This is a genomic window from Caballeronia mineralivorans PML1(12) (assembly GCF_001028175.1).
GTDB lineage: Bacteria > Pseudomonadota > Gammaproteobacteria > Burkholderiales > Burkholderiaceae > Caballeronia > Caballeronia mineralivorans.
This window is the reverse complement of the sequence record NZ_AEJF01000001.1, coordinates 1-20,154: the sequence shown is the minus strand read 5'-3', so window position 1 is coordinate 20,154 and position 20,154 is coordinate 1. Positions and strand designations below refer to the sequence as shown.

20 protein-coding genes are annotated in these 20,154 nt (G+C 60.1%); 9 read left to right on the top strand and 11 right to left on the bottom strand.

The window, feature by feature from the left end; translation table 11 throughout:
- Window positions 1–11: 11 nt before the first annotated feature.
- The 6 genes from EOS_RS00105 to EOS_RS00075 all read left to right on the top strand — a co-directional run bounded on the left by EOS_RS00105 (window position 12) and on the right by EOS_RS00075 (window position 4,660).
- A complete protein-coding gene (locus tag EOS_RS00105; RefSeq protein WP_047844574.1) occupies window positions 12–635 on the top strand; it encodes an NUDIX domain-containing protein in 624 nt (207 codons plus the stop codon).
- A gap of 217 nt (window positions 636–852) precedes the next feature.
- Window positions 853–1,326 (top strand): DUF1178 family protein, encoded by a 474-nt coding sequence (locus tag EOS_RS00095; protein WP_047844572.1) that lies wholly within the window; start codon window positions 853–855, stop codon window positions 1,324–1,326.
- Window positions 1,327–1,393: 67 nt separating this feature from the next.
- Window positions 1,394–2,590 (top strand): acyl-CoA dehydrogenase family protein, encoded by a 1,197-nt coding sequence (locus EOS_RS00090; RefSeq protein ID WP_047844571.1) that lies wholly within the window; start codon window positions 1,394–1,396, stop codon window positions 2,588–2,590.
- A 10-nt stretch (window positions 2,591–2,600) separates the two neighbouring features.
- On the top strand, window positions 2,601–3,722 hold the full coding sequence (locus tag EOS_RS00085) for an acyl-CoA dehydrogenase family protein (RefSeq protein WP_047844570.1): 1,122 nt from the start codon (window positions 2,601–2,603) through the stop codon (window positions 3,720–3,722).
- A gap of 30 nt (window positions 3,723–3,752) precedes the next feature.
- Window positions 3,753–4,211, top strand: a complete 459-nt coding sequence (locus EOS_RS00080) for a MaoC family dehydratase (RefSeq protein WP_047844569.1) — start codon at window positions 3,753–3,755, stop codon at window positions 4,209–4,211.
- Window positions 4,208–4,660 (top strand): MaoC family dehydratase, encoded by a 453-nt coding sequence (locus EOS_RS00075; protein ID WP_047844568.1) that lies wholly within the window; start codon window positions 4,208–4,210, stop codon window positions 4,658–4,660. The genes EOS_RS00080 and EOS_RS00075 overlap by 4 nt, the downstream gene beginning before the upstream one ends.
- Window positions 4,661–4,733: 73 nt before the next feature.
- Here the strand turns inward: EOS_RS00075 and EOS_RS00070 are convergent, their stop codons facing one another.
- From EOS_RS00070 to EOS_RS00045, 6 genes are all read right to left on the bottom strand, one after another.
- Window positions 4,734–5,426, bottom strand: a complete 693-nt coding sequence (locus EOS_RS00070; protein WP_047844567.1) for a glutathione binding-like protein — start codon at window positions 5,424–5,426, stop codon at window positions 4,734–4,736.
- A 115-nt stretch (window positions 5,427–5,541) separates the two neighbouring features.
- The gene (locus EOS_RS00065) at window positions 5,542–6,756 is read right to left on the bottom strand and encodes an acyl-CoA dehydrogenase family protein (protein ID WP_047844566.1); all 1,215 of its coding nucleotides are present in this window, start codon (window positions 6,754–6,756) and stop codon (window positions 5,542–5,544) included.
- 19 nt (window positions 6,757–6,775) lie between these two features.
- The gene (locus EOS_RS00060) at window positions 6,776–7,885 is read right to left on the bottom strand and encodes a phosphotransferase (protein ID WP_047844565.1); all 1,110 of its coding nucleotides are present in this window, start codon (window positions 7,883–7,885) and stop codon (window positions 6,776–6,778) included.
- A 104-nt stretch (window positions 7,886–7,989) separates the two neighbouring features.
- Window positions 7,990–8,724 (bottom strand): histidine phosphatase family protein, encoded by a 735-nt coding sequence (locus EOS_RS00055; RefSeq protein ID WP_047844564.1) that lies wholly within the window; start codon window positions 8,722–8,724, stop codon window positions 7,990–7,992.
- A complete protein-coding gene (locus tag EOS_RS00050; RefSeq protein ID WP_047844563.1) occupies window positions 8,721–9,509 on the bottom strand; it encodes an oxepin-CoA hydrolase, alternative type in 789 nt (262 codons plus the stop codon). Before EOS_RS00050 ends, EOS_RS00055 begins: the two co-directional genes overlap by 4 nt.
- Window positions 9,506–11,047, bottom strand: coding sequence for a 3-hydroxyacyl-CoA dehydrogenase (locus tag EOS_RS00045; protein WP_047844562.1), 1,542 nt, complete (start codon window positions 11,045–11,047; stop codon window positions 9,506–9,508). Before EOS_RS00045 ends, EOS_RS00050 begins: the two co-directional genes overlap by 4 nt.
- A 117-nt stretch (window positions 11,048–11,164) precedes the next feature.
- Between EOS_RS00045 and EOS_RS00040 the strand changes: the two genes are divergently transcribed.
- Complete coding sequence (locus EOS_RS00040; protein WP_047844561.1) at window positions 11,165–11,824, top strand: glutathione S-transferase family protein; 660 nt, start codon at window positions 11,165–11,167, stop codon at window positions 11,822–11,824.
- On the opposite strand, the gene EOS_RS00035 is transcribed toward EOS_RS00040, so the two are convergent.
- The gene (locus tag EOS_RS00035; RefSeq protein WP_047844560.1) at window positions 11,821–13,002 is read right to left on the bottom strand and encodes a pyridoxal phosphate-dependent aminotransferase; all 1,182 of its coding nucleotides are present in this window, start codon (window positions 13,000–13,002) and stop codon (window positions 11,821–11,823) included. The genes EOS_RS00040 and EOS_RS00035 overlap by 4 nt on opposite strands.
- 42 nt (window positions 13,003–13,044) lie before the next feature.
- Window positions 13,045–13,536, bottom strand: a complete 492-nt coding sequence (locus EOS_RS00030) for a putative toxin-antitoxin system toxin component, PIN family (protein ID WP_047844559.1) — start codon at window positions 13,534–13,536, stop codon at window positions 13,045–13,047.
- Between the two features lie 55 nt (window positions 13,537–13,591).
- Between EOS_RS00030 and yaaA the strand changes: the two genes are divergently transcribed.
- A complete protein-coding gene (yaaA, locus tag EOS_RS00025) occupies window positions 13,592–14,371 on the top strand; it encodes a peroxide stress protein YaaA (protein WP_047844558.1) in 780 nt (259 codons plus the stop codon).
- A 30-nt stretch (window positions 14,372–14,401) separates the two neighbouring features.
- Window positions 14,402–15,562 carry a M14 family metallopeptidase gene (locus EOS_RS00020; RefSeq protein WP_047844557.1) on the top strand — a complete coding sequence of 387 codons (1,161 nt, stop codon included), beginning with the start codon at window positions 14,402–14,404 and terminating at the stop codon, window positions 15,560–15,562.
- A gap of 111 nt (window positions 15,563–15,673) precedes the next feature.
- Here EOS_RS00020 and EOS_RS00015 read toward each other — a convergent pair whose 3' ends face one another.
- The 3 genes from EOS_RS00015 to EOS_RS00005 all read right to left on the bottom strand — a co-directional run bounded on the left by EOS_RS00015 (window position 15,674) and on the right by EOS_RS00005 (window position 19,854).
- Window positions 15,674–16,273 carry a BspC domain-containing protein gene (locus tag EOS_RS00015; protein ID WP_047844556.1) on the bottom strand — a complete coding sequence of 200 codons (600 nt, stop codon included), beginning with the start codon at window positions 16,271–16,273 and terminating at the stop codon, window positions 15,674–15,676.
- 164 nt (window positions 16,274–16,437) lie between these two features.
- Window positions 16,438–17,112, bottom strand: coding sequence for a membrane protein (locus tag EOS_RS00010; RefSeq protein ID WP_047844603.1), 675 nt, complete (start codon window positions 17,110–17,112; stop codon window positions 16,438–16,440).
- Window positions 17,113–18,639: 1,527 nt separating this feature from the next.
- The gene (locus EOS_RS00005) at window positions 18,640–19,854 is read right to left on the bottom strand and encodes a DUF2863 family protein (protein ID WP_047844555.1); all 1,215 of its coding nucleotides are present in this window, start codon (window positions 19,852–19,854) and stop codon (window positions 18,640–18,642) included.
- Window positions 19,855–20,154: the final 300 nt, after the last annotated feature.

Sequence of the window (20,154 nt, the reverse complement as noted above, 5' to 3'; positions counted from 1 at the left end):
CAAGGTGCACGATGGCTGACATTTCTTCCACCGACTCCACCCAATCCCTCGATTTTCCGGATTCCGACGAGGGCCTGATCGAGAAAACGGTCGAGAGCAAATTGGTGCATCGGGGCAAGTTCCTCACGCTCAAGCTCGATACGGTCGAACTACCTGACGGCAAACACGCCACGCGCGAGTTCGTCGAACATCCGGGCGCTGTGATGATCCTCCCGCTTTTCGACGATGGCCGCGTGCTGCTCGAACGCCAATATCGCTATCCGATCCGCAAGGTCCTGCTCGAATATCCCGCCGGCAAGCTCGATCCGAACGAAAGCGAACTGGCGTGCGCGAAGCGCGAGCTGCTTGAGGAAACCGGTTATACGGCGCGCGAGTGGTTTTTTCTGACGCGTATCCATCCGGTGATTTCGTATTCGACCGAATTCATCGACCTGTATCTTGCGCGCGGATTGACAGCGGGCGAAAGCAAGCTCGACGAAGGCGAGTTCCTCGAGACGTTCATCGCGGACAGGTCGCAGATTTTCGAGTGGATCAAGAGCGGCCACATCAGCGACGTGAAGACGATCATCGGCAGCTTCTGGCTGGAGAGGATCATGTCGGGCGAATGGCAGTTGGGTGAACCGGTGAGTGATTGAGACGACCGATGCGTTCACAAATAAAAAGCGGCCGCGATGGCCGTTTTTTTTGTCTGCTCAATCTGTTCGACACGTCGTTCGGCACGCGTTCCAGCGTCGGGCTAAAATCGAACGCATGTTCCTGCGATTTCATCAAACGGTCGCAGAAGCAATTTTACGAACGATCGTTCACAAAACGCGTTTTTGCGATTAAACTCTTTGGCAAGCCCCGATCAGCATGAAGGTTCTCGACTTGAAGTGCTCACACGACCATCGTTTCGAAGGCTGGTTCGCTTCGACCGATGAGTTCGAATCCCAGTTGTCGCGCAAGCTCGTGGCTTGCCCGGTGTGCTCGACAACGGAGGTGAGCCGCATGCCGTCGGCGCCGCGCCTGAATTTGTCGTCGAGCCGTTCGGATCAGAGCGAGAGGGCGGTCGCCGGCTCGAACGCGGAGCCAGCGGTCCAGCCGTCGCAAAACGCCGATCACGCGCTTCAGGCACGCGCGCTGCAATTCATGCGGGAAATTCTCGCAAAGACGGAGAACGTGGGCGACCGCTTTGCCGAAGAGGCGCGGCGCATGCATTACGACGAAGCGCCGGCGCGAAATATTCGTGGCGTCGCAACGCCCGAAGATGCGCATGCTTTGATGGAAGAAGGCATCGACGTGATGCCGTTACCGGTGCCGGCCGCACTGAAAGAGCCGCTGCAATAAGCTGATTACGTTCAGCTAAGGCGCGTCTCCTCATGGCCGACCCGGGTCATGACAGGAGACACAGCGCATGGACCTGAACTATTCCCCCGCCGACGACGCATTCCGTGCCGACATCCGCGCCTGGCTCGACGCCAACCTGCCGCAAGCTCTGCGGACCAAGGTACTCGATCACAAACGTCTAAGCCGCGACGACTACGCGAGCTGGCACAAGCTGCTCGGCACGCGCGGCTGGTCGGTCGTCGCTTGGCCGAAGGAGTACGGTGGTCCCGGCTGGGACGCGACGCAGCGTCATATCTGGGACGAAGAATGCGCTCGTATCGGGGCGCCGGGCGTGTTGCCGTTCGGCGTATCGATGGTCGCGCCCGTCATCATGAAATACGGCAGCGACGCGCAGAAAGCCCACTACTTGCCACGTATTCTCGATGGCACCGACTGGTGGTGCCAGGGTTATTCGGAACCGGGTTCGGGCTCCGATCTGGCATCGCTTAGGACACGCGCCGAACGCCAGGGCGATCACTACGTGGTCAATGGCCAGAAAACCTGGACCACGCTCGGCCAATTCGCCGACATGATGTTTTGCCTCGTGCGCACAGACACCGGTGCGAAGAAGCAAGAAGGCATCTCGTTTCTTCTCATCGATATGAAAACGCCCGGCATTACCGTGCGCCCGATCATCACGCTCGATGAAGATCACGAAGTCAACGAAGTGTTCCTCGAAGACGTGAAGGTGTCGGTTGAGAACCTCGTCGGTGAAGAGAATCGCGGCTGGACCTATGCAAAGTATTTGCTCGGGCATGAGCGCACGGGCATTGCGCGCGTCGGCCAATCGAAGCGTGAACTGGTGTTCCTGAAACGGCTTGCTGCCAGTCAGAAGAAGGGCGGCGTTTCGTTGCTCAACGATCCGGTGTTCTCCGCAAAAATCGCGGCGCTGGAGATCGAAATGATGGCGCTTGAGGTCACCGTGCAACGCGTGGTGGCGAGCGAGGCGAATGGACGTGGACCGGGGCCGGAGGCATCGATGCTCAAGATCAAGGGCACCGAAGTCCAGCAGGCGCTGACCGAACTCATGGTCGAAGCAGTCGGCCCGCAAGCCGCCGCGTTCGATCCCGCGTATCTCGAAGGAGAACGCGAACACAGCCTGGCCGGTGACGACGATGCCGCGCCGCTTGCTGCGTACTACTTCAACTTCCGCAAGACGTCGATCTATGGCGGCTCGAACGAAATTCAAAAAAACATCATCGCGCAGATGATTCTGGGACTGTGAGGAGCGGCATATGGACTTCAATTTCACCGATGAGCAGCAACAGTTCAGGGACGCATTGCGCCGGTATCTCGACAACGAATACACGTTCGATGCACGGCAGAAGATCGTGGCGTCGAAGGAAGGTGTCGATGCAAAACATTGGACGGCGTTCGCCGAGCTGGGCCTGACGGCATTGCCGGCACCGGAAGCACAGGGTGGTTTCGACGGCGGTCCTGTCGATATGCTGGTCGTGATGCAGGAACTCGGACGTGCGCTGGTAGTGGAGCCGTACTGGGCGACGGCGGTGGGTATCGAAGCGTTGCGGCTGGTAGGCGATGACCACGCGAACGCGTTGCTCGAACGCGCGGCCGGCGGCGAGATCAAGCTCGCGGTGGCGTTCCACGAACCGCATGCGCGCTACGACCTTTTCTCCATCGATACCACCGCGAAAGAGAATGGCGATGGCTTCGCGCTGAGCGGCCAGAAGTCTTTGGTCCTGCATGGCGCGCAGGCTGACTACTGGATCGTTCCGGCGCGACTAAACGGCGAGATCGCGTTGTTCGCGGTTGCGCGTGAAGCGGCAAACGTAGCGATCACGGAGTACCGGACGATCGATGGCCAGCGCGCCGCGACGCTTACGTTCACCGGTACGCGCGCCAGTCGTCTCGGCGGCGCCAAGACCGGCGCAGCCACGTTCGAGCGGATTGCCGATTACGCTACGTTCCTGCTGTGCGCTGAAGCCGTCGGTGTACTCGACGCGCTGAATCACGCAACGGTCGAATACACGAAAGAGCGCAAGCAATTCGGCACGCCGATCGCGCGTTTCCAGGCATTGCAGCATCGCATGGTCGAGATGCTGATTCATGCCGAGCAGGCGCGCTCGATCACGTATCTGGCAGCCGCGCGATACACGAGCGGGGACGCCGATGAACGCCGCCGGGCAATTTCAGCGGCCAAGGTTCGCGTCGGTCAGGCAGCGCGGTTCGTGGGTCAGCAGGCGGTGCAGCTGCATGGCGGCATGGGCGTGACGAACGAAGTCGCGGCGGCGCACTGGTTCAAGCGTTTATCGATCATCGAGACGACCTTAGGCGATGTCGATCATCATGTCGCACGGTTTGCGTCGCTGCCTGGATTCGCCGACACTGACGTTTAAATAACCGATGCATTGAAAAGGAGAGCGGGGATGACGTTCAGCTATGAGGATTTCGAGGTTGGATCGGTGGCGCAATTGAGCGGTCATACGTTTCTGAAAGAAGAGATTATCGAATTTGCCGGGCGCTATGATCCGCAACCTTTTCATTTGAGCGAGGCGGGCGGCGAGGCATCGCCGTTTGGCGGATTGATCGCTAGCGGCTGGAACACGTGTTCCGCGATGATGGGCATTCTGGTGCGCGACATGCTGTCCGATTCCACGTCGATGGGTTCACCGGGACTCGATAACATCCGCTGGATCAAACCAGTCCGGGTGAACGACACCGTGAGATTGACGGTGCGGGTATTGAGCAAGCGCGTGTCCGCCAGCAAACCCGATCGGGGAATCGTGGGTACGCGCTGGGAGGCCTATAACCAGCACGACGAACTGGTATTGACCGTGGATTCATCGGCTATATTCGGGCTTCGTCATCCGGGGGAGACGCAATGACCTTAACGAGCGCAGCCGAGTTCAAAGCCGCGGAGGGACGGGACGAATATGTGAGCGAGTGGTTGGAAATCGATCAACCGCGCGTAAACAAATTCGCCGATGCCACCAACGATCACCAGTGGATCCATGTCGACGTAGAGAGAGCGAAAAAAGAATCGCCGTTTGGCGGACCGATTGCGCATGGATTCCTGACCCTTGCGCTGATCCCGATGTGGCTGGAACAGTGCGTGCCGATGCAGCAGAAGATGGGGGTGAATTACGGCATGAACAAGGTGCGCTTCATGGCGCCGGTGCCGGTCGGAGCGAAGCTGAGGGCGAAGTTCGTGGTGGGAACGGTGACGGACGTGGAAGGAAGTGGCGTGCAGGTTATCTGGCGCGTCACGCTTGAGAAAGAAGGCAGTGACAAGCCGGTATGCATCGCGGAGTTCATCACCCGGCATTACTTTTGAAGTTTCGTGGCCATGGCCCCGGTGTGCAGTAACCAGGCAGGTTCCTCGAAAGACGAACCTGCCTTCCGCGCATTTAACGCCTTGCGTACTGCTGCGCGCCGAATAAAACTTCGCGTTGTTTATCGCCGGTGAGTTCTTTGCGAGCCGAGGCCAGCACTTCAACGCCTCTCATAACAGCCGGCCGCGCGGCAATGGTCTCAAACCATCGCTTGACGTTCGGGAATTCGTCTAGCTCGATCCCTTGATTTTTCCAGGACCGCGTCCACGGAAACGTCGCGATATCGGCGATGGAATATTCATTTCCGGCGAGAAACCGGGTCACGCCCAATCGTTTATCCATCACGCCATACAAGCGTCTGGCTTCGTTCGAATATCGGTTAACCGCGTATTCGATCTTCTCAGGCGCATAAATCCGGAAATGATGCGCCTGGCCGAGCATGGGTCCGACACCGCCCATCTGGAACATCAACCACTGCATGGTTGTATACCGGCCGACAGGATCCTGAGGCAAAAACTTCCCCGTCTTCTCGGCAAGATAAAACAGAATCGCGCCAGATTCAAAGAGCGCGAGCGGCTTACCGTCCGGTCCATCGCTATCGATAATCGCGGGAATCTTGTTATTCGGGCTGATAGCCAGAAACTCGGGCGTGAACTGATCGCCGGCGCCGATATCGATGGGGATCGCTTTGTACTCGAGTCCGACCTCTTCCAGCATGATATGAATCTTGTGGCCGTTCGGCGTGGCCCAGCTATAGACATCGATCATCTTTGCTCCTGGTGCTGAACACGGGAAAATGGCGACCCTGCGCAAGCAGAAGTCGCCACTCAAAAGCGCTGCCGAAAATTAGACCATAGTTCGCAAGAAGACGCTGAACGCGGGCTCACACGTACCGTGAGAGCTCCAGCTTGGCGATGGCGTTCCGATGCACTTCATCCGGCCCGTCGGCGAGCCTCAGCGTCCGTGCATGGGTATAGGCGTAAGCCAGTGGAAAATCATCCGACACGCCACCGGCGCCATGCGCCTGAATCGCCCAATCGATGATCTGGCACGCGATATTCGGCGCGACCACCTTGATCATCGCGATCTCTCCGCGCGCGCCCTTATTACCGACGGTATCCATCATGTAAGCCGCTTTCAGCGTTAGCAGACGCGCCTGTTCGATCATGATGCGTGCCTCGGCAATGCGCTCCTGCGTCACGCCGTGCGCGGCGATCGGCTTGCCGAAAGCGACGCGTTGCAGTGTCCGCTTCGACATCAGTTCGAGTGCGCGTTCAGCCAATCCGATCAGGCGCATGCAGTGATGAATCCGGCCCGGCCCAAGACGCCCCTGCGCGATTTCAAAACCGCGTCCTTCGCCGAGCAACATATTCGATACCGGCACGCGGACGTTTTCCAGCATGATATCCATGTGGCCGTGTGGGGCGTCGTCGTAGCCGAAGACCGCGAGCGGCCGGTGCACGGTGATGCCGGTGGCATCGGCGGGAACGAGGATCATCGATTGCTGCTGATGTTTCGGTGCGTCCGGATCGGTCTTGCCCATCACGATATACACCTTGCAGCGCGGGTCGCCGGCGCCTGACGACCACCATTTGTGGCCGTTGATCACATAGCTGTCGGCGTCGCGCACAATGCTGCACTGAATGTTCGTGGCGTCCGACGAAGCCACATCCGGCTCGGTCATCAGGAACGCTGAGCGAATCTGGCCTTGCAGTAGAGGTTCGAGCCATTGCTGCTTTTGCTGATCGCTGCCATAACGTTCGATGGTCTCCATATTGCCCGTGTCCGGTGCACCGCAATTGAACACTTCGGGCGCCCATGGCACGCGGCCCATGATCTCGCAGAGCGGCGCGTATTCCAGATTGCTCAGTCCGGCACCGCGTTCGGAGGCGGGCAGGAACAGATTCCACAGGCCGGCGTCGCGGGCTTTTTCTTTCAGCGTTTCGATGAGCTCCGTCGGAATCCATGCGTTGCCGTTTGCCCGGTTTGCCGCGACCTCACTGGTGAAAGCGCGCTCGTTCGGATAGATATGTTCGTCAAAAAAGCTGGTCAGCTTTTGGCGCAGTTCCTGCACTTTCGGCGTGTAATCGAAATTCATGTCGTCTCCTGATTGATCTCTATTCACCAACTTTCTGCGCATACGACCACGCGAGTTCAGCCATCGGTTTTGCGCGCTTTCCTGCGTCGATAGCTTGCGCGCTTGCCGCCGTGCCTTCGCTCACGCGCTTCATGATTCCCTGCAAGATCGCGGCGATGCGGAACATGTTGTAGGCGAGGTAGAAATTCCAGTCGCCCTGGATTGCAAGGCCCGTGCGGGCAAGATATTTCGCGACGTATTCGTCTTCATCGGGAATGCCGAGCGCCGCCCAGTCGAGGCCGCCGATACCGCGAAATTGCGTCGGATCGACGTGCCACGCCATGCAGTGGTAAGCGAAATCGGCGAGCGGATCGCCGAGCGTGGACAGCTCCCAGTCGAGCACGGCGAGCACGCGTGGTTCGGTCGGATGGAAGATCAGGTTGTCGAGCCGGAAGTCGCCATGAACGATCGATACACGCTCCGCCGGCGCGCCTTCTGCGCCACGCGGAATATGCTTCGGCAGCCATTCGATCAGCTTGTTCATCGCGTCAATAGGCTCGGTCTCCGACGCGACGTATTGCTTGCTCCAGCGACCTATCTGACGCTCGAAATAGTTGCCGGGCTTGCCGTAGGTTTCGAGGCCGGCTTGCGCGATATCGACCGAATGGAGCGCCGCGATTACGCGGTTCATTTCGTCGTAGATCGCTCCGCGTTCGGACGGCGCCATGCCCGGCAGCGCCTGATCCCACAACACGCGTCCTTCAATGAACTCCATCACGTAGAACGCGCGCCCGATGACGCTTTCGTCCTCGCACAGCGCGAACATTTTCGCGACCGGAACGTCGGTGCCGGCGAGCGCATCCATCACGCGATATTCGCGATCGATCGCATGCGCCGATGGCAACAACTTCGCCGCCGGCCCCGGCTTCGACCGCATCACGTAACTGCGCGCGGGCGTAATCAACTTGAAGGTGGGATTCGATTGACCGCCGGCGAATTGCTCGACGCTGACCGGACCGGCAAAGCCATCGACGTGGGTTTCGAGCCACCCCGATAACGCCGAGATATCGAACTGTTGCCGCTCGTTGACCGGACGCGTTCCTTCGAACGCTGAAAAATCCTGTGGCGCGGGCGTGTCGTTTGAAGCCATCGTTGTCTCCTCCGGTCTTGCGTTCGTTAAGCGCTCGTTAGTGACCTCGCAGACCCGCGTCGTTCTCGACGCTGTCGTTCTGCGTTCAAGCCCCATAGCGACTGTTACTTCATAAGTGATTTAAAGCGGACGAATTGCGCGTAGAGCAGTTCCATCGTCGTGTTTCGTACGGTGGCGTGAAGCGGCGAGGGCGGTGAATGGTTCAGCGCGCGGATCACCCAGTCGCCCGGTTTATCGCCGACATCGAGCGCGTTGATACAGCCCGTGGTCTGCGAAAGATGGCCGAAAAACGTGCGGCCGCCGCCGGTGATCGCATGCGACAACAACGCGCGATTGACGCCGCCGTGCAGCACAAGCAGCACGGTGTCCCACGATGCATCGTCGCGCAGTCGTTGCAGCGGCGGCAGCACGCGATCGAGCAGTTCACCGATGGTTTCACCACCAAGAAACGCTGTTGTTTCGGGCACGATGCCATCGAACACGCTGAGAAACGCGCGCTCGAAATCCTTGGATGGCAGATCACCCAGCCGGCCGCCGCGAATCTCCTGCCATTGCGGCCAGACATCGATGTCGATCTGCTGACCGGTTTCGGCCAGCACGCGTTGTGCCGTCTCAAGGGTGCGCGGCAAACCGCTTGCGATGACCTTATCGAAGCGAATCTGTTGCGCCTTGAACTCGCTTCCCGCGGCGCTCGCTTCGTCGCGGCCGCGTTCATTCAGCGGCACGCTTTCCGGATCGATGGCGCGGCCGCTTGCGTCGAAGTAAGTGACGTCGCCGTGACGCATCAGGAAGATGCGGCGGCGTTTGGGCAGTTCGTACGTAGACGTGGTGGAGGTCATTTATAGAGCGGTGGCCGCTTTTCGAGGAACGCGTTGATGCCTTCGAGCGCGTTGCCGTTATGCAGTGCATCGACGAAACCATCGCGTTCGGCGTCCAGTTGTTCCGCCAACGGCTGTGTCTCGGCGGCAGCGATCAGCATCTTGATCCGAGCGAGCGCTTTCGGTGCCATGCGGCCCAGTTCATCCGCCCAGGCGATGGCGGCGTCGAGCGCCTCGCCCGGCTTCGTCACGCGGTTCACGACGCCGACTTCGTGCAGTCGCGTTGCGTCAATCGGCTTCGCTTCGAGCAGGATTTCGGTGGCGAGCGCACGCGGCAACGCGCGTGTGAGAAACCACGAGCCGCCGCCATCGGGCGTGAGGCCCACGCGAGCGTAGGACATGACGAACTTGGCATCGTCGGCGGCGACCAGCAGATCGCACGCCAGCGCGAGCGAGAAACCCGCGCCGGCCGCCGCGCCTTCGACGGCCGCGATCACCGGTTTCGTCGATGACCTCAGCGCCACGATCCATTCCCCGAGCATGTCGATACTCGCTGCCTGCACCGAGGGATCCTTCGCGCGATTCTCGAGCAACCGGTTCAGATTACCGCCGGCGCAAAAGAAGTTATCGGCGCCGGTCAGCACGATGGCACGCACCGATGAATCGCGTTCAGCGGTATTCATCGCTTCGATACCGGCCGCGTACATATCCGGATGCAACGCGTTGCGCGCGCCCGGGTTGGACAGCTTGAGCACAAGCGTGGTGTCACTTTCGGCGGGCCGGACGGAGAGCAGTTCGGCGCTCATTGTGCGGCCTCATCGAAGGTAAGGGACAGGCCGAGTTGCGCACGGCGCGTGAGCCACGGCGACGGACGATAACGCGGATCGCCGAGCACAGCCTGCATGTTGCGCAGGATAGTGAGGAGGGTGCTCGCGCCGAGCGCATCGCCGAGGGCGAGCGGACCGCGCGGATAGCCAAGGCCGAGCGTCACGGCGAGATCGATATCGGCTGGCGTCGCGATGCGTTGCTGCGCGATATCGCAACCAATGTTGACGATGGTCGCGACCACACGCTGCGCGACAAAACCGGTCGAATCGCGGATCACGGTGACTGGAACGCCATCGAAAGCGAACAGCGCGTGTGCGGCGTCGCGGAATTCGGCAGTCGTGGCGGGCGTTGTCATGATCGTGCGGCGCGCGGCATCGGCGAGCGGGAACAACGTATCGATAGCCACCGTGCGCGACGCATCCAGCTTTTCCGCGACGCACGCAGTGGTCGCATCGTGACCGAGCGGCGTGACGATGATCAGCGAATCCAACGCGGGCGTGCCGCCGGTATCGATGGTGACATTCGCTTCCATCTTCGCGATCAGCTTGAACACTTCCTCACGCGCATGGGCAGATGAGCGGCTCACCCACACGCGACGCGGCAGCGTTGCAGGCGCGGGCGCTTCATCTGGAATCTGCTGCTTGCCGTCCACGTACTTATAAAAGCCTTCACCAACCTTGCGCCCGATCAAACCACCGGCGAGTCGCGTGCCCGTAATCGGCGATGGCGTAAAGCGCGGTTCTTCATAGAACTGGTGATAGATCGATTCCATCACCGGATGTGAGACGTCGAGCGCTGTCAGGTCGAGCAACTCGAATGGCCCGAGCCGGAAGCCGGCTTGTTCGCGCATGATCCGGTCGATATCGGCGAAACTCGCCACGCCTTCGCTCGCGATCCGCAGGCCTTCGGTATTCATGCCGCGCCCGGCGTGATTCACGATGAATCCGGGCATGTCCTTCGCACGCACGGCTGTGTGGCCCATTTGACGGCCGAGCGCCATCAGCGCGTCGCCGGCGGCGGGGTCGCCGCGCAAGCCGTCGATCACTTCGACCACTTTCATCAGCGGCACGGGGTTGAAGAAGTGGAGGCCAACCACGCGCTCCGGTTTCGCACATCCGGCGGCAATAGCGGTAATCGATAGCGACGACGTGTTCGACGCCAGGATGCACTGCTCGCCGACCACACCCTCCAGCTCGCGGAACAACTCGCGCTTGATCTCCAGCTTTTCCACAATCGCTTCGATCACCACATCGCAATCGGCCAGGTCGCCGATTGCGCCGGCCGCATGAATGCGTGCCAGCGCGGCGTGCGCGTCGGCTTCGTTCAGCTTGCCTTTTGCGGCGAGTTTGTTCAGGGTATCGGCGAGATAGTCGCTCGCGGCCGCGATGGCTTGCTGGTTGGTGTCGTACAGACGGACGGTCAGGCCGCCCAGCGCCGCGATCTGCGCAATGCCGCGTCCCATGGCGCCGCTGCCGACAATGCCCAGCGTCCGAATCTCTATGTCGCGAAAACTCATGGCGTGTCTCACTCCTTATTTGCTAGATTAGCACGATCGTACTGTTTATGAGGTGGCCCCAAAAGGCCGCCGATTGCCTGCTTTGCTTAAAAACGAAAGATGTCCAGGAGACTCAAGATGCTCAAGCTGTATGGTTTTCCACTGTCCAACTACGTGAACAAGGTGAAGTTCGTGCTGCTCGAACACGGCATTCCGTTCGAGGAGGTGCGCGCGAATTTCGGCCAGGACGAAGCAACACTCGCGCGCTCGCCGCTCGGCAAGGTTCCGTACGTGGAGACCGAAGCCGGATCGTTGTGCGAGTCGCAGGTGATCGTCGAATATCTGGCGAGCGTCTATCCGCAGAAGCCCATTTTTTCCGCCGATCCGTTCACGGCCGCCAAGGAGCGCGAGATGATCGTGTTCATGGAAACCCACCTGGAACTGGCCGCCCGCGAGCTATACAAGCAGGCGTTTTTCGGCGGCACCGTAACCGACTACACGAAGGTGCGCGCGGAAAAACGGCTTCGGCACGGCATTGCGGGATTCAGGCGGATTGCGAAGTTTGAACCGTACGCGCTCGGCACGACCTTCAGTATCGCCGATGTAAGTGCATTCGTGAATTTGCCGCTGATCGGGCTGACGACGAAGGCGATTTATGGAGGAGATTTTCTGCTGGAAGCAGGGGTCGACTGGAAGGCGCACAACAAGCTGGTAGGCGAGCGGCCGGCCGCGCAGAAAGTAACGGCGGACCGGCTCGCGTTCATGGAAGCGCAGAAGAAAGCGCTGCCGAAGATCTAGAGGCTGGCGAGACGCTCGAGCGCGGTGCGCAGCGTCTCTTCCTTTTTCGCGAAGCAAAAGCGTACGACGCCCGATTCATGGCTCTCGTGATAGAACGCCGAGACGGGAATCGCGGCAACGCCGATTTCGCTCGTGAGCCATTGCGAGAAGTCGGCCTCGGGCAGGTCGCTGATGGCCGAATAGTCGACGCACTGGAAATACGTGCCGTCGCAAGGCAGCAGCTTGAAGCGTGAATTGGCGAGGCCATCGCGGAAAAAATCGCGCTTTTGCTGATAAAAAGCAGGTAATTCCAGGTATGGCGCGGGGTCTTTCAGATATTCCGCGATGCCGACCTGCATCGGTGTGTTCACGGTGAACACGTTGAACTGGTGGACCTTGCGGAATTCAGCGGTCAGTGCGGCGGGTGCGGCGACGTACCCCAGCTTCCAGCCCGTCACGTGAAAGGTCTTGCCGAAACTCGACACCACGAAACTACGCGCGGCCAGGTCCGGATAGCGGCACACGCTTTCGTGCGGGGCGCCGTCGAAGACCATGTGTTCGTAGACTTCGTCGGAGAGAATCAGCACGTCGGTGCCGCGCATGATCTCGTCGAGCTTTTGCATGTCGGCGGTGCGCCAGACGCGGCCTGTCGGGTTGTGCGGCGAGTTGATGATCAGCAGGCGCGTTTTCGGCGTGATCGCGGCGGCGAGCTTGTCAAAGGGCAGCGCGTAGTCGGGCGCTTCCAGCGATATAAACACGGGTTTGCCGCCCGCCAGTTCGATTGCGGGCACGTAACAGTCGTACATCGGCTCGATCACGATCACTTCGTCGCCCGGATGGACGCAGCACAAAATAGCGGTGAGGACGGCCTGGGTCGCGCCGGCTGTGACCGTGATCTCACGTTCGACGTCGTATTTGCGCCCGTACAGGCGCTCGATCTTTTCGCTGATCGCGTGGCGCAGCGGCGCGGTGCCGGCCATTGGTGGATATTGGTTGTGGCCGTCGCGCATGGCGTTCGACACCGCGTCCACAATGCGCGGATCACACGCGAAGTCGGGAAAACCCTGGCCGAGATTGACCGCGCCTTTTTGCGTCGCGAGCGCGCTCATGACCGTAAAGATGGTCGTGCCGACGTTCGGCAGGCGCGAGGTGATGGCGGGGACAGCGGACGGGTACGGAAGGTCGTGCGAGGCGTTCATGGTGTGGGCGATCGGCTGCGCTAAGGGAAAATGTGTCCCATTTTAAACATCGAGAGCGTTCGTTTCCGTATTGGCCTCAATGTGTGCTTCAAAGCTGGTCACGAACGGCGCGGGCTGGGCGATTCGAAACCCGAAGTCGCGTGCGATCCGCTTGGCGAGTTTAAGCAGCGCGCGATCCTTCGATACCAGCCAGTCCGCCTTGATCGCGTGCGCCAGTTCGAGAAACTTCTGGTCGTCGCGATCGCGGCATTTCGGCAACGGCGGGGCGTCTTCGGGCAGCGGTTCGGGTTCGACGAGTTGCGAAAGCCGCGCGACCGTTTCAAGCGCTTCGGCCTTATTCACGGCAAAACGGACGAACTGCGGATAGTCCAGCACATACGTCAGTTCCTTGAGGCAGCGCGCATCGATCAACGCTTCCAGCGTACCGGCTTCGAGCGCGGCGCGAATCGGCCGCGTGATAGGGTCGTCGAATACCAGGATGTCGATCCAGACATTCGAATCCAGCACGGCGCGCAGCGCGGGGGATTTTTTCATTCGATACAATCGAGGGTTTCCGTCTTCATCGTTGGCAGCATGCCGGCGAGCCCCTATGATAATCGTTCTCTCGCCGGCCAAATCGCTCGACTACGAGACCCCGCCTCACGTCACGAAGCACACGTTGCCTGAATTCGCCGCCGATTCCGCTGAACTGATCGATGGCTTGCGCAAGCTCTCTCCACAGGAAATCGGCAGCCTCATGCATATCTCCGATCCGCTCGCGCGACTCAATTTCCAGCGCTACGCGGACTGGTCGCCGACTTTCGGCACGCATAATTCGAAGCAGGCGATGCTGGCGTTCAATGGCGACGTCTACGAGGGTTTTGACGCGAGGTCGCTGCCCGCTCCGGATCTCGACTACGCGCAACACCATGTACGCGTGCTGTCGGGGCTTTACGGATTGCTGCGGCCGCTGGATCTGTTGCAACCGTATCGGCTGGAGATGGGTACGAGGTTCGCCAACGCGCGGGGCAAGGATTTGTATGCGTTTTGGGGCGAGCGCATCACGTCCGCACTGAACGCGCAGATGAAAAAGCAGAAGGGCGCACGCGTGCTGGTCAACTGTGCGTCGGGGGAGTATTTCAAGTCGGTGCAGCCCAAGCGTCTGGACGCGCCGGTGGTGTCGCCCGTGTTCCAGGACTGGAAGAATGGCCAGTACAAGATCATCAGTTTTCACGCGAAACGCGCGCGCGGCTTGATGGCGCGGTTTGCGGTGCAAAATCGGATTGACGAGCCGGAAGGCCTGAAAGATTTCGACAGCGAAGGTTATGCCTTCGATAAAAAGGCATCGACTGAAACGACTTATGTGTATCGCCGGCGGCTTGGTCCATAAAGCCTCGACGGTATTAATCAAGGAAGCGTCATGAGCATCTCAATCACGAGTCAATTCGATGCAGGCGCGATCGACGTCCTGTCCACCGACGATCCCGCGGCCATTCGCCTGCGTGTCCGTCCCGACAGCCACGCCGATTTCGCGCAGTGGTTTTACTTCCGCGTCTCGGGCGTGCGCGACGAGCCGCTCACGATGACCTTCGAGAACGCCGCTGACTGCGCGTTCGCCGACGGCTGGCGCGACTATCGCGCGGTAGCGAGCTACGACCGGATCAACTGGTTCCGCGTGCCGACACGCTATGACGGCCGCGTGCTGACCATTGAGCACACACCCGATTTCGACGCGGTCTACTACGCGTATTTCGAGCCGTATAGTGAAGAGCGTCACGCGGGTTTCCTCGGCGCCGTGCAGCAGATGCCGCACGCGACGCTGACGGAAATAGGCCGGACGGTGCAGGGCCGGCCGATGTCGCTGGTGACGCTAGGGTTGAGCGAAGAGGAGGCGCAACCCGCGAAGCCCAAGAAGAACGTGTGGATCATCGCGCGCCAGCACCCTGGCGAGACGATGGCCGAGTGGTTCGTGGAAGGTCTGATCAAACGGTTGGCCGGCTGGGGCGACTGGGCGGGCGACCCGGTTGCGCGTTTGATCTTCGATCACGTCGTGTTCCACATCGTGCCGAACATGAATCCCGATGGCAGCGCGCTTGGCAACCTGCGCACGAACGCAGCGGGTGCGAACCTGAATCGCGAATGGATGGAGCCCGACGCGGCGCGCAGCCCCGAAGTGCTCGCCGTGCGCAATGCCATTCACGCATTGGGCTGTGATCTTTTCTTCGATATCCACGGCGACGAAGCATTGCCTTACGTGTTCGTGGCGGGCTCGGAGATGCTACCCGGCTTCACCGAAAAACAGGCGCAGGAACAGAAGGCGTTCATCGAATGCTTTAAGCAGGCGAGCCCGGATTTTCAGGACGTGTACGGCTACGAAGCGAGCAAGTACCAGACGGACGCGTTGAAACTGGCGTCGAAGTATGTCGGCAATGAGTTTGGATGTTTGTCGCTGACGCTCGAAATGCCGTTCAAGGACAACGCGAATCTGCCGGACGAGCGGGTGGGCTGGAACGGTGAGCGCAGCGCTGCGCTGGGGGCATCGATGCTTCAGGCTATCCTGCGGCATCTGCAGGCGTTCTGACGTTTGGGAGTGAACCGAACACACGCCCGCATTACGGGTGTTTCGACGAGCTTCAATCAAAAGGGTGTGATCTCTGACTGACGATCACGCCCTTTTGTTTTGGCGTCAGTGTTACGGGTTCTTTTTGCTCGACGATTTTTTTGTCGTCTTGCCGCCGGCTGCTTTCGATTTCGATCCCGCCTTGCCCTTGACCGCGCCATGCCGGCCTTTTGCGCCGTGGCCCGAGCGGGGTTCGGCGCGCGGTCTGGCCGATGGCACGGGATCGTTCCAGCCGAAGGCCAGCATCTGGCTGCCTACATAACCGCAGCGGAACTTGAGTGTCGACGGGCTGGAGCCGCCGTCCTTGCTCACCCCGAGGCCTTCGACCGTCACGACGTTGTCGACCTTGATGCGCTGCTTATGTTCGTCGAAAGAGTCGTTCCACGGGACGATGCTGCCGTGGGCGGAATCGAAGGAACTGGCCGGAAACTCCACATGGTCGAACGCCGTCGATGTACTCGCCACAAAACTGCCGTGCGCGGCACAGTCGGCCATCAAGGGATTGGCGTTGAAGTCGGTGACGAAGTGATTGACGAGCTCGTTGCGCTCGTCGAGTGTGTCGGCGAACGCGGTAGCGCTGCAAGCGGCCGACACGAGGGTCGCCATTGATGCAATCGCCACCAGCCGGCCGACCACCCGGAGCAGTCGACGCGGTACTTGAATACTATCCATCAGGTTCTGCACTAAAGAGACAACAGGCACGTAAGATGCCCGCGAGTGAACGGGAGTTCCATCTTATATTAAATTCTTCGCCGGCCCGCCGACGATGACCGGCCTCGGCACAGGCTCCGCGATGGATTGTGATGCGGAACTACGTTTGAAAATCGATGTGGCGGTCAGACGCGCGGCCCACGATCGAGCCGATAACGCCGGACATCGAACGTAGTGATCCAGGTAGGCCGGTAGACGGTGATCAGGATGGTGAACACGCCTGTGAACAATGCTTCGCCTGCCACCAGCAGTGACGCGGCCAGCGTAAATCCAGCTGGGACAATAAGCCGGCCATCGGCGAGTACGATCTGCAACAGCAGTCCCGCGGAGCACGCCACCGCGACGGCGCATGCCGACGTCAGGAAACCGTGACCGAGGATGAAAACGAAGAGGCTGCGCGGGATCCACGCCTGGATGGCTTTCTGTAGCAGAGAGGACACGACGACGGGCAATGCCCCGAACAGTATGAAGGTCACGGGAACGCCGGGCCATGATGCATCCAGCACGACGGCTGCCAACCCGGTTGTCACGGCCATGCCGACCAGAGCAAGTTGCCAGTCGAACAGCGTGACCATGAGCGTGGCGCCAAGCAGGTGAATGGCGGGACCGTCTTCGAACCAAGTGTTGCAAGCCCACAATACCGTCACTGCAACAACGATTCCGAACCAGACGTGCTGAAGCGTCCCGTCCTGCAACCGGCGAAACGGGTTCTTCCAGATTGCAAGCGCGAGCACGCCCGCAGTGACAATCCAGCCACCTATTGCGAGCCAAAGCGGAAGAGGTGTGTAGAAGAAACCCATAAATCTTATATTACTCGTTTGCGCCCGAAAACGTGTGCATTGACTGTGCCAGCGGGGATTTTCCAACACGCAACGCGCGGAATCACGCGTTGTGTGTTGGCTTTGAAATGACCGCGTTCGGTCGCCGAAGCGGGGTTGAGGTTCGGCTGCCATCGGCAGCAAATGCTCGTCGATCTCCGGAAGCGGCGCGTAAGTGAGCAAGGCGGCAGCGGGCCGGCGTCGCCAAGCGCAGGTCGTGGCGTCGCGGCGCGGCACGAACACGGGTTCCAGCGCGGGAACGAGTGCGCGCGCTGGGACGTAATGGCCGCCCAGCAGAACCATCTCAAGTGCGCAAACAATCAGCGTGGGGTCGAGATTACGCGGCACGACGCCGAGCGCTCCGGCGTCGAGAAGCTGGCGGACCTGCGCGGTTGACGCCTCGTCCACAATGACCGCCGCGGGGATCTTGGGAAAGGCATTCAGCAGCGTGCGCAGATCGGCCATGCGCATGGCGTCGTGCCAGTCGATCACGATCATGTTCGGATCGAGCCGCAGGACCGCGCTCGCGGCCTGCCGCCAGTCTTTCGCCTCGTTGAATCGCGCGCGCCGGTCGATGTGCCGTAAAGGCGCTTTCAGACCTTCGCGCCGCTCTGCTTCTGAATTGACTATGGTGAATTTCATGCGTGCCTCGTTGTTATATGAGTTCGGCGCGATGCCCGCTTCCGGGCGGGCGATATGCGACTGAACCGATAGTGACCAATCGCGGCCGAAATTGCGCCCTGACCGAATGGCATAGGCATTACGCACAAAATCTCGGGCTCTGTTTTGCTTAGTGAGCGATCCGGCGAATTAATTTTCGTTCACAGCTCGTTAGCTAGGATGAGTCTCAAATGCCCGCCGTCGAAATTGGGACGCGTCTCATGTGCGCGTGTGAATACAAGACTTAATGAGACGTATCTGACGTGCGTTTCAGTGCCTTGGCATCCCGTCACGTGGAGATAACGGTGCTTGCCCATGCTCAAATCAATCAATGGCGTTGTTTTGATCTGACAATGGGACAGGGGATCTTGACCTTCCCGCTAGGTCGCGATTAATTTCGTTCGTTCGATAGCGCAGCGAAGCCGGACGGCAGGGCCTGATGGGCATGCAACGCGTACGAGATATGCCGCTAACAGTTTTGCATCTGAAGATGGTGGGTCGATCGCCGAGAACTCACCTTCGAAGCCGTGAACCCAACGCTTGGGACTGCTTTGTTACAGGGGGCACAGCGGGCCGGATGTCGCGGCCTTGATGCTGCCTGCCCGGCACCATCGCCCTGCATTTATGGCGATCGATATTGGAGTGCGCTTGTTCGTTCGCGCCACGCCGACGCCGGAAACATCCCGCAGCCTTTAATCCATGGTCAAGTATGGCTGGCGCGTCTTGCAAAAAAAGGCCGTTCCAACGGATGTTGGAACGGCCTTTATGCTTTCTTCGATCGCGTACGTTGACGCAAACACGGGTCGATAATGTTCGGCGCAAGAGCCGCAACCGGTACGGCCTCTCAAGTCAGTGAAAATGCGGCTGGGCGGGCTCGGCGTCTTCCGGCATTTCCGCATGGACGATTTCGCCGAGCGGATCCGCATACAGTGGCACGCCGCAGTCGTCGCAATATTCCGGCTCGAAACGGCCAGTATGCCGACGCACGTCAGTTACGCCCGAGCGCTTCAGCAACGCAACGATCTCTTCGACAGGACCGTCCGCGCCTTCGAGTTCGGCTGCTTCTTCCGCCGCGCCAATTTCGCCGTTTTCCCGTCCGTACAGTGGCCAGACGACGCCATAGATCACATCGTTATTGCCACGGCGCGTAAAGCCGATCCGATATTCGTCCACGCGCTGCTCGCCGAACCCCGCAATCACGGCGCGCAGTTCGTCGGGCGTTGTGCCGAGGGTATCGAACAGGTATCGAACGGCAGTGCGGACCGAGTGTGGCCGAACTTGTTCGTCTGCGTCGCGGCAAGCCGAATAGTAGGCGTCGGGCAGCAGGCATTCGAACTCGCAGCCGGGCAGGATGGCCGCAAAACTGGCGCCACCTTGCGCCGCCCAGCGTTCGAGGCACTGACCGCGTTCGATTCGGGCGCCGGCCGTTTCCTCTTGCCACTGAAACAGCGCTGCGCCGGTGGGCACAACGGCCATCGCAAGCAAAAAGCGCGGATCGGCGAGGATCGGCGACGTCTCTGGCAAGTCGGCGAGATTGAGGCGCGCAGGCGCGTGGCCGAGCACGGTTTGCATGAGTTGCTGCGCGACGCGTGCTGTTTCAACGTGATGCCGCGGCAACTGGTCGATGCTGTAAAGATACGGAGCAACCGCGACCTTGGCGCCTTCCGCGAGCACATGCGCTTGCAGTTGAGTGCGCAATGCGTCGACCACATCGGCCTTGAGCGGCCCGGATGGGATCGAGTAACGCGTCCAAGCCAGTACTGGCGCGGCGATCAGCAGCGCTTCGTGCGGCACGCCGTCGATCTCGATTGCGAACGACTCGCTTTGCGTTTCCGCCATGTCGGCGAGCGCGCCATAGGCGTCCGGGAACTTCAATTGGAGGTGGTCGAGTGCGGCATCGAGTGCAGTCTGATTGCCGTTGCGAACAATTTTTCCGAGAAGCGTGTCGAGGCGAGCTTCCCAGAACCGATCTTCTATACGGCTGCCCGACGCGAACAGCGAGAGCGAAAGACCGACAAGCTTGTCGGCGTCCGGGGGGAGTCGTTTGGCGATTCGCGAGCGCATAGGAGGCAGTTATCAGGTGCAGAGAACCTTAGATTGTAGTCGCTATGAGTCCGCTTGAACCATCAGGGCACCGCCTCTCTGCGATGCCGGTTTTGCACGCATTGTCAGAGCGGGTGAAGTGATCGCTGAAAATCTTTTCGCGAACCCCTTGCGCGAGGCTGAAACGGGCACTAGAATTCCGTTCCTTCGCTTCTCGATGAGGCGAAGGGAAGTGAGAAAGTGGGTGAGGCGTGGCGCGATAGAGGATGTCGCGGAGCCAAGCAGGACGGGCTTCGCAGCGAATCGGAAAGTCGGGGTTGA

What these genes read in the sequence shown, in the direction of transcription:
- EOS_RS00105 (WP_047844574.1), top strand. Translation starts at nt 12, where the DNA reads ATGGCTGACATTTCTTCCACCGACTCCACCCAATCCCTCGATTTTCCG.
- EOS_RS00095 (WP_047844572.1), top strand. Translation starts at nt 853, where the DNA reads ATGAAGGTTCTCGACTTGAAGTGCTCACACGACCATCGTTTCGAAGGC.
- EOS_RS00090 (WP_047844571.1), top strand. Translation starts at nt 1,394, where the DNA reads ATGGACCTGAACTATTCCCCCGCCGACGACGCATTCCGTGCCGACATC.
- EOS_RS00085 (WP_047844570.1), top strand. Translation starts at nt 2,601, where the DNA reads ATGGACTTCAATTTCACCGATGAGCAGCAACAGTTCAGGGACGCATTG.
- EOS_RS00080 (WP_047844569.1), top strand. Translation starts at nt 3,753, where the DNA reads ATGACGTTCAGCTATGAGGATTTCGAGGTTGGATCGGTGGCGCAATTG.
- EOS_RS00075 (WP_047844568.1), top strand. Translation starts at nt 4,208, where the DNA reads ATGACCTTAACGAGCGCAGCCGAGTTCAAAGCCGCGGAGGGACGGGAC.
- EOS_RS00070 (WP_047844567.1), bottom strand. Translation starts at nt 5,426, where the DNA reads ATGATCGATGTCTATAGCTGGGCCACGCCGAACGGCCACAAGATTCAT.
- EOS_RS00065 (WP_047844566.1), bottom strand. Translation starts at nt 6,756, where the DNA reads ATGAATTTCGATTACACGCCGAAAGTGCAGGAACTGCGCCAAAAGCTG.
- EOS_RS00060 (WP_047844565.1), bottom strand. Translation starts at nt 7,885, where the DNA reads ATGGCTTCAAACGACACGCCCGCGCCACAGGATTTTTCAGCGTTCGAA.
- EOS_RS00055 (WP_047844564.1), bottom strand. Translation starts at nt 8,724, where the DNA reads ATGACCTCCACCACGTCTACGTACGAACTGCCCAAACGCCGCCGCATC.
- EOS_RS00050 (WP_047844563.1), bottom strand. Translation starts at nt 9,509, where the DNA reads ATGAGCGCCGAACTGCTCTCCGTCCGGCCCGCCGAAAGTGACACCACG.
- EOS_RS00045 (WP_047844562.1), bottom strand. Translation starts at nt 11,047, where the DNA reads ATGAGTTTTCGCGACATAGAGATTCGGACGCTGGGCATTGTCGGCAGC.
- EOS_RS00040 (WP_047844561.1), top strand. Translation starts at nt 11,165, where the DNA reads ATGCTCAAGCTGTATGGTTTTCCACTGTCCAACTACGTGAACAAGGTG.
- EOS_RS00035 (WP_047844560.1), bottom strand. Translation starts at nt 13,002, where the DNA reads ATGAACGCCTCGCACGACCTTCCGTACCCGTCCGCTGTCCCCGCCATC.
- EOS_RS00030 (WP_047844559.1), bottom strand. Translation starts at nt 13,536, where the DNA reads ATGAAAAAATCCCCCGCGCTGCGCGCCGTGCTGGATTCGAATGTCTGG.
- yaaA (WP_047844558.1), top strand. Translation starts at nt 13,592, where the DNA reads ATGATAATCGTTCTCTCGCCGGCCAAATCGCTCGACTACGAGACCCCG.
- EOS_RS00020 (WP_047844557.1), top strand. Translation starts at nt 14,402, where the DNA reads ATGAGCATCTCAATCACGAGTCAATTCGATGCAGGCGCGATCGACGTC.
- EOS_RS00015 (WP_047844556.1), bottom strand. Translation starts at nt 16,273, where the DNA reads ATGGATAGTATTCAAGTACCGCGTCGACTGCTCCGGGTGGTCGGCCGG.
- EOS_RS00010 (WP_047844603.1), bottom strand. Translation starts at nt 17,112, where the DNA reads ATGGGTTTCTTCTACACACCTCTTCCGCTTTGGCTCGCAATAGGTGGC.
- EOS_RS00005 (WP_047844555.1), bottom strand. Translation starts at nt 19,854, where the DNA reads ATGCGCTCGCGAATCGCCAAACGACTCCCCCCGGACGCCGACAAGCTT.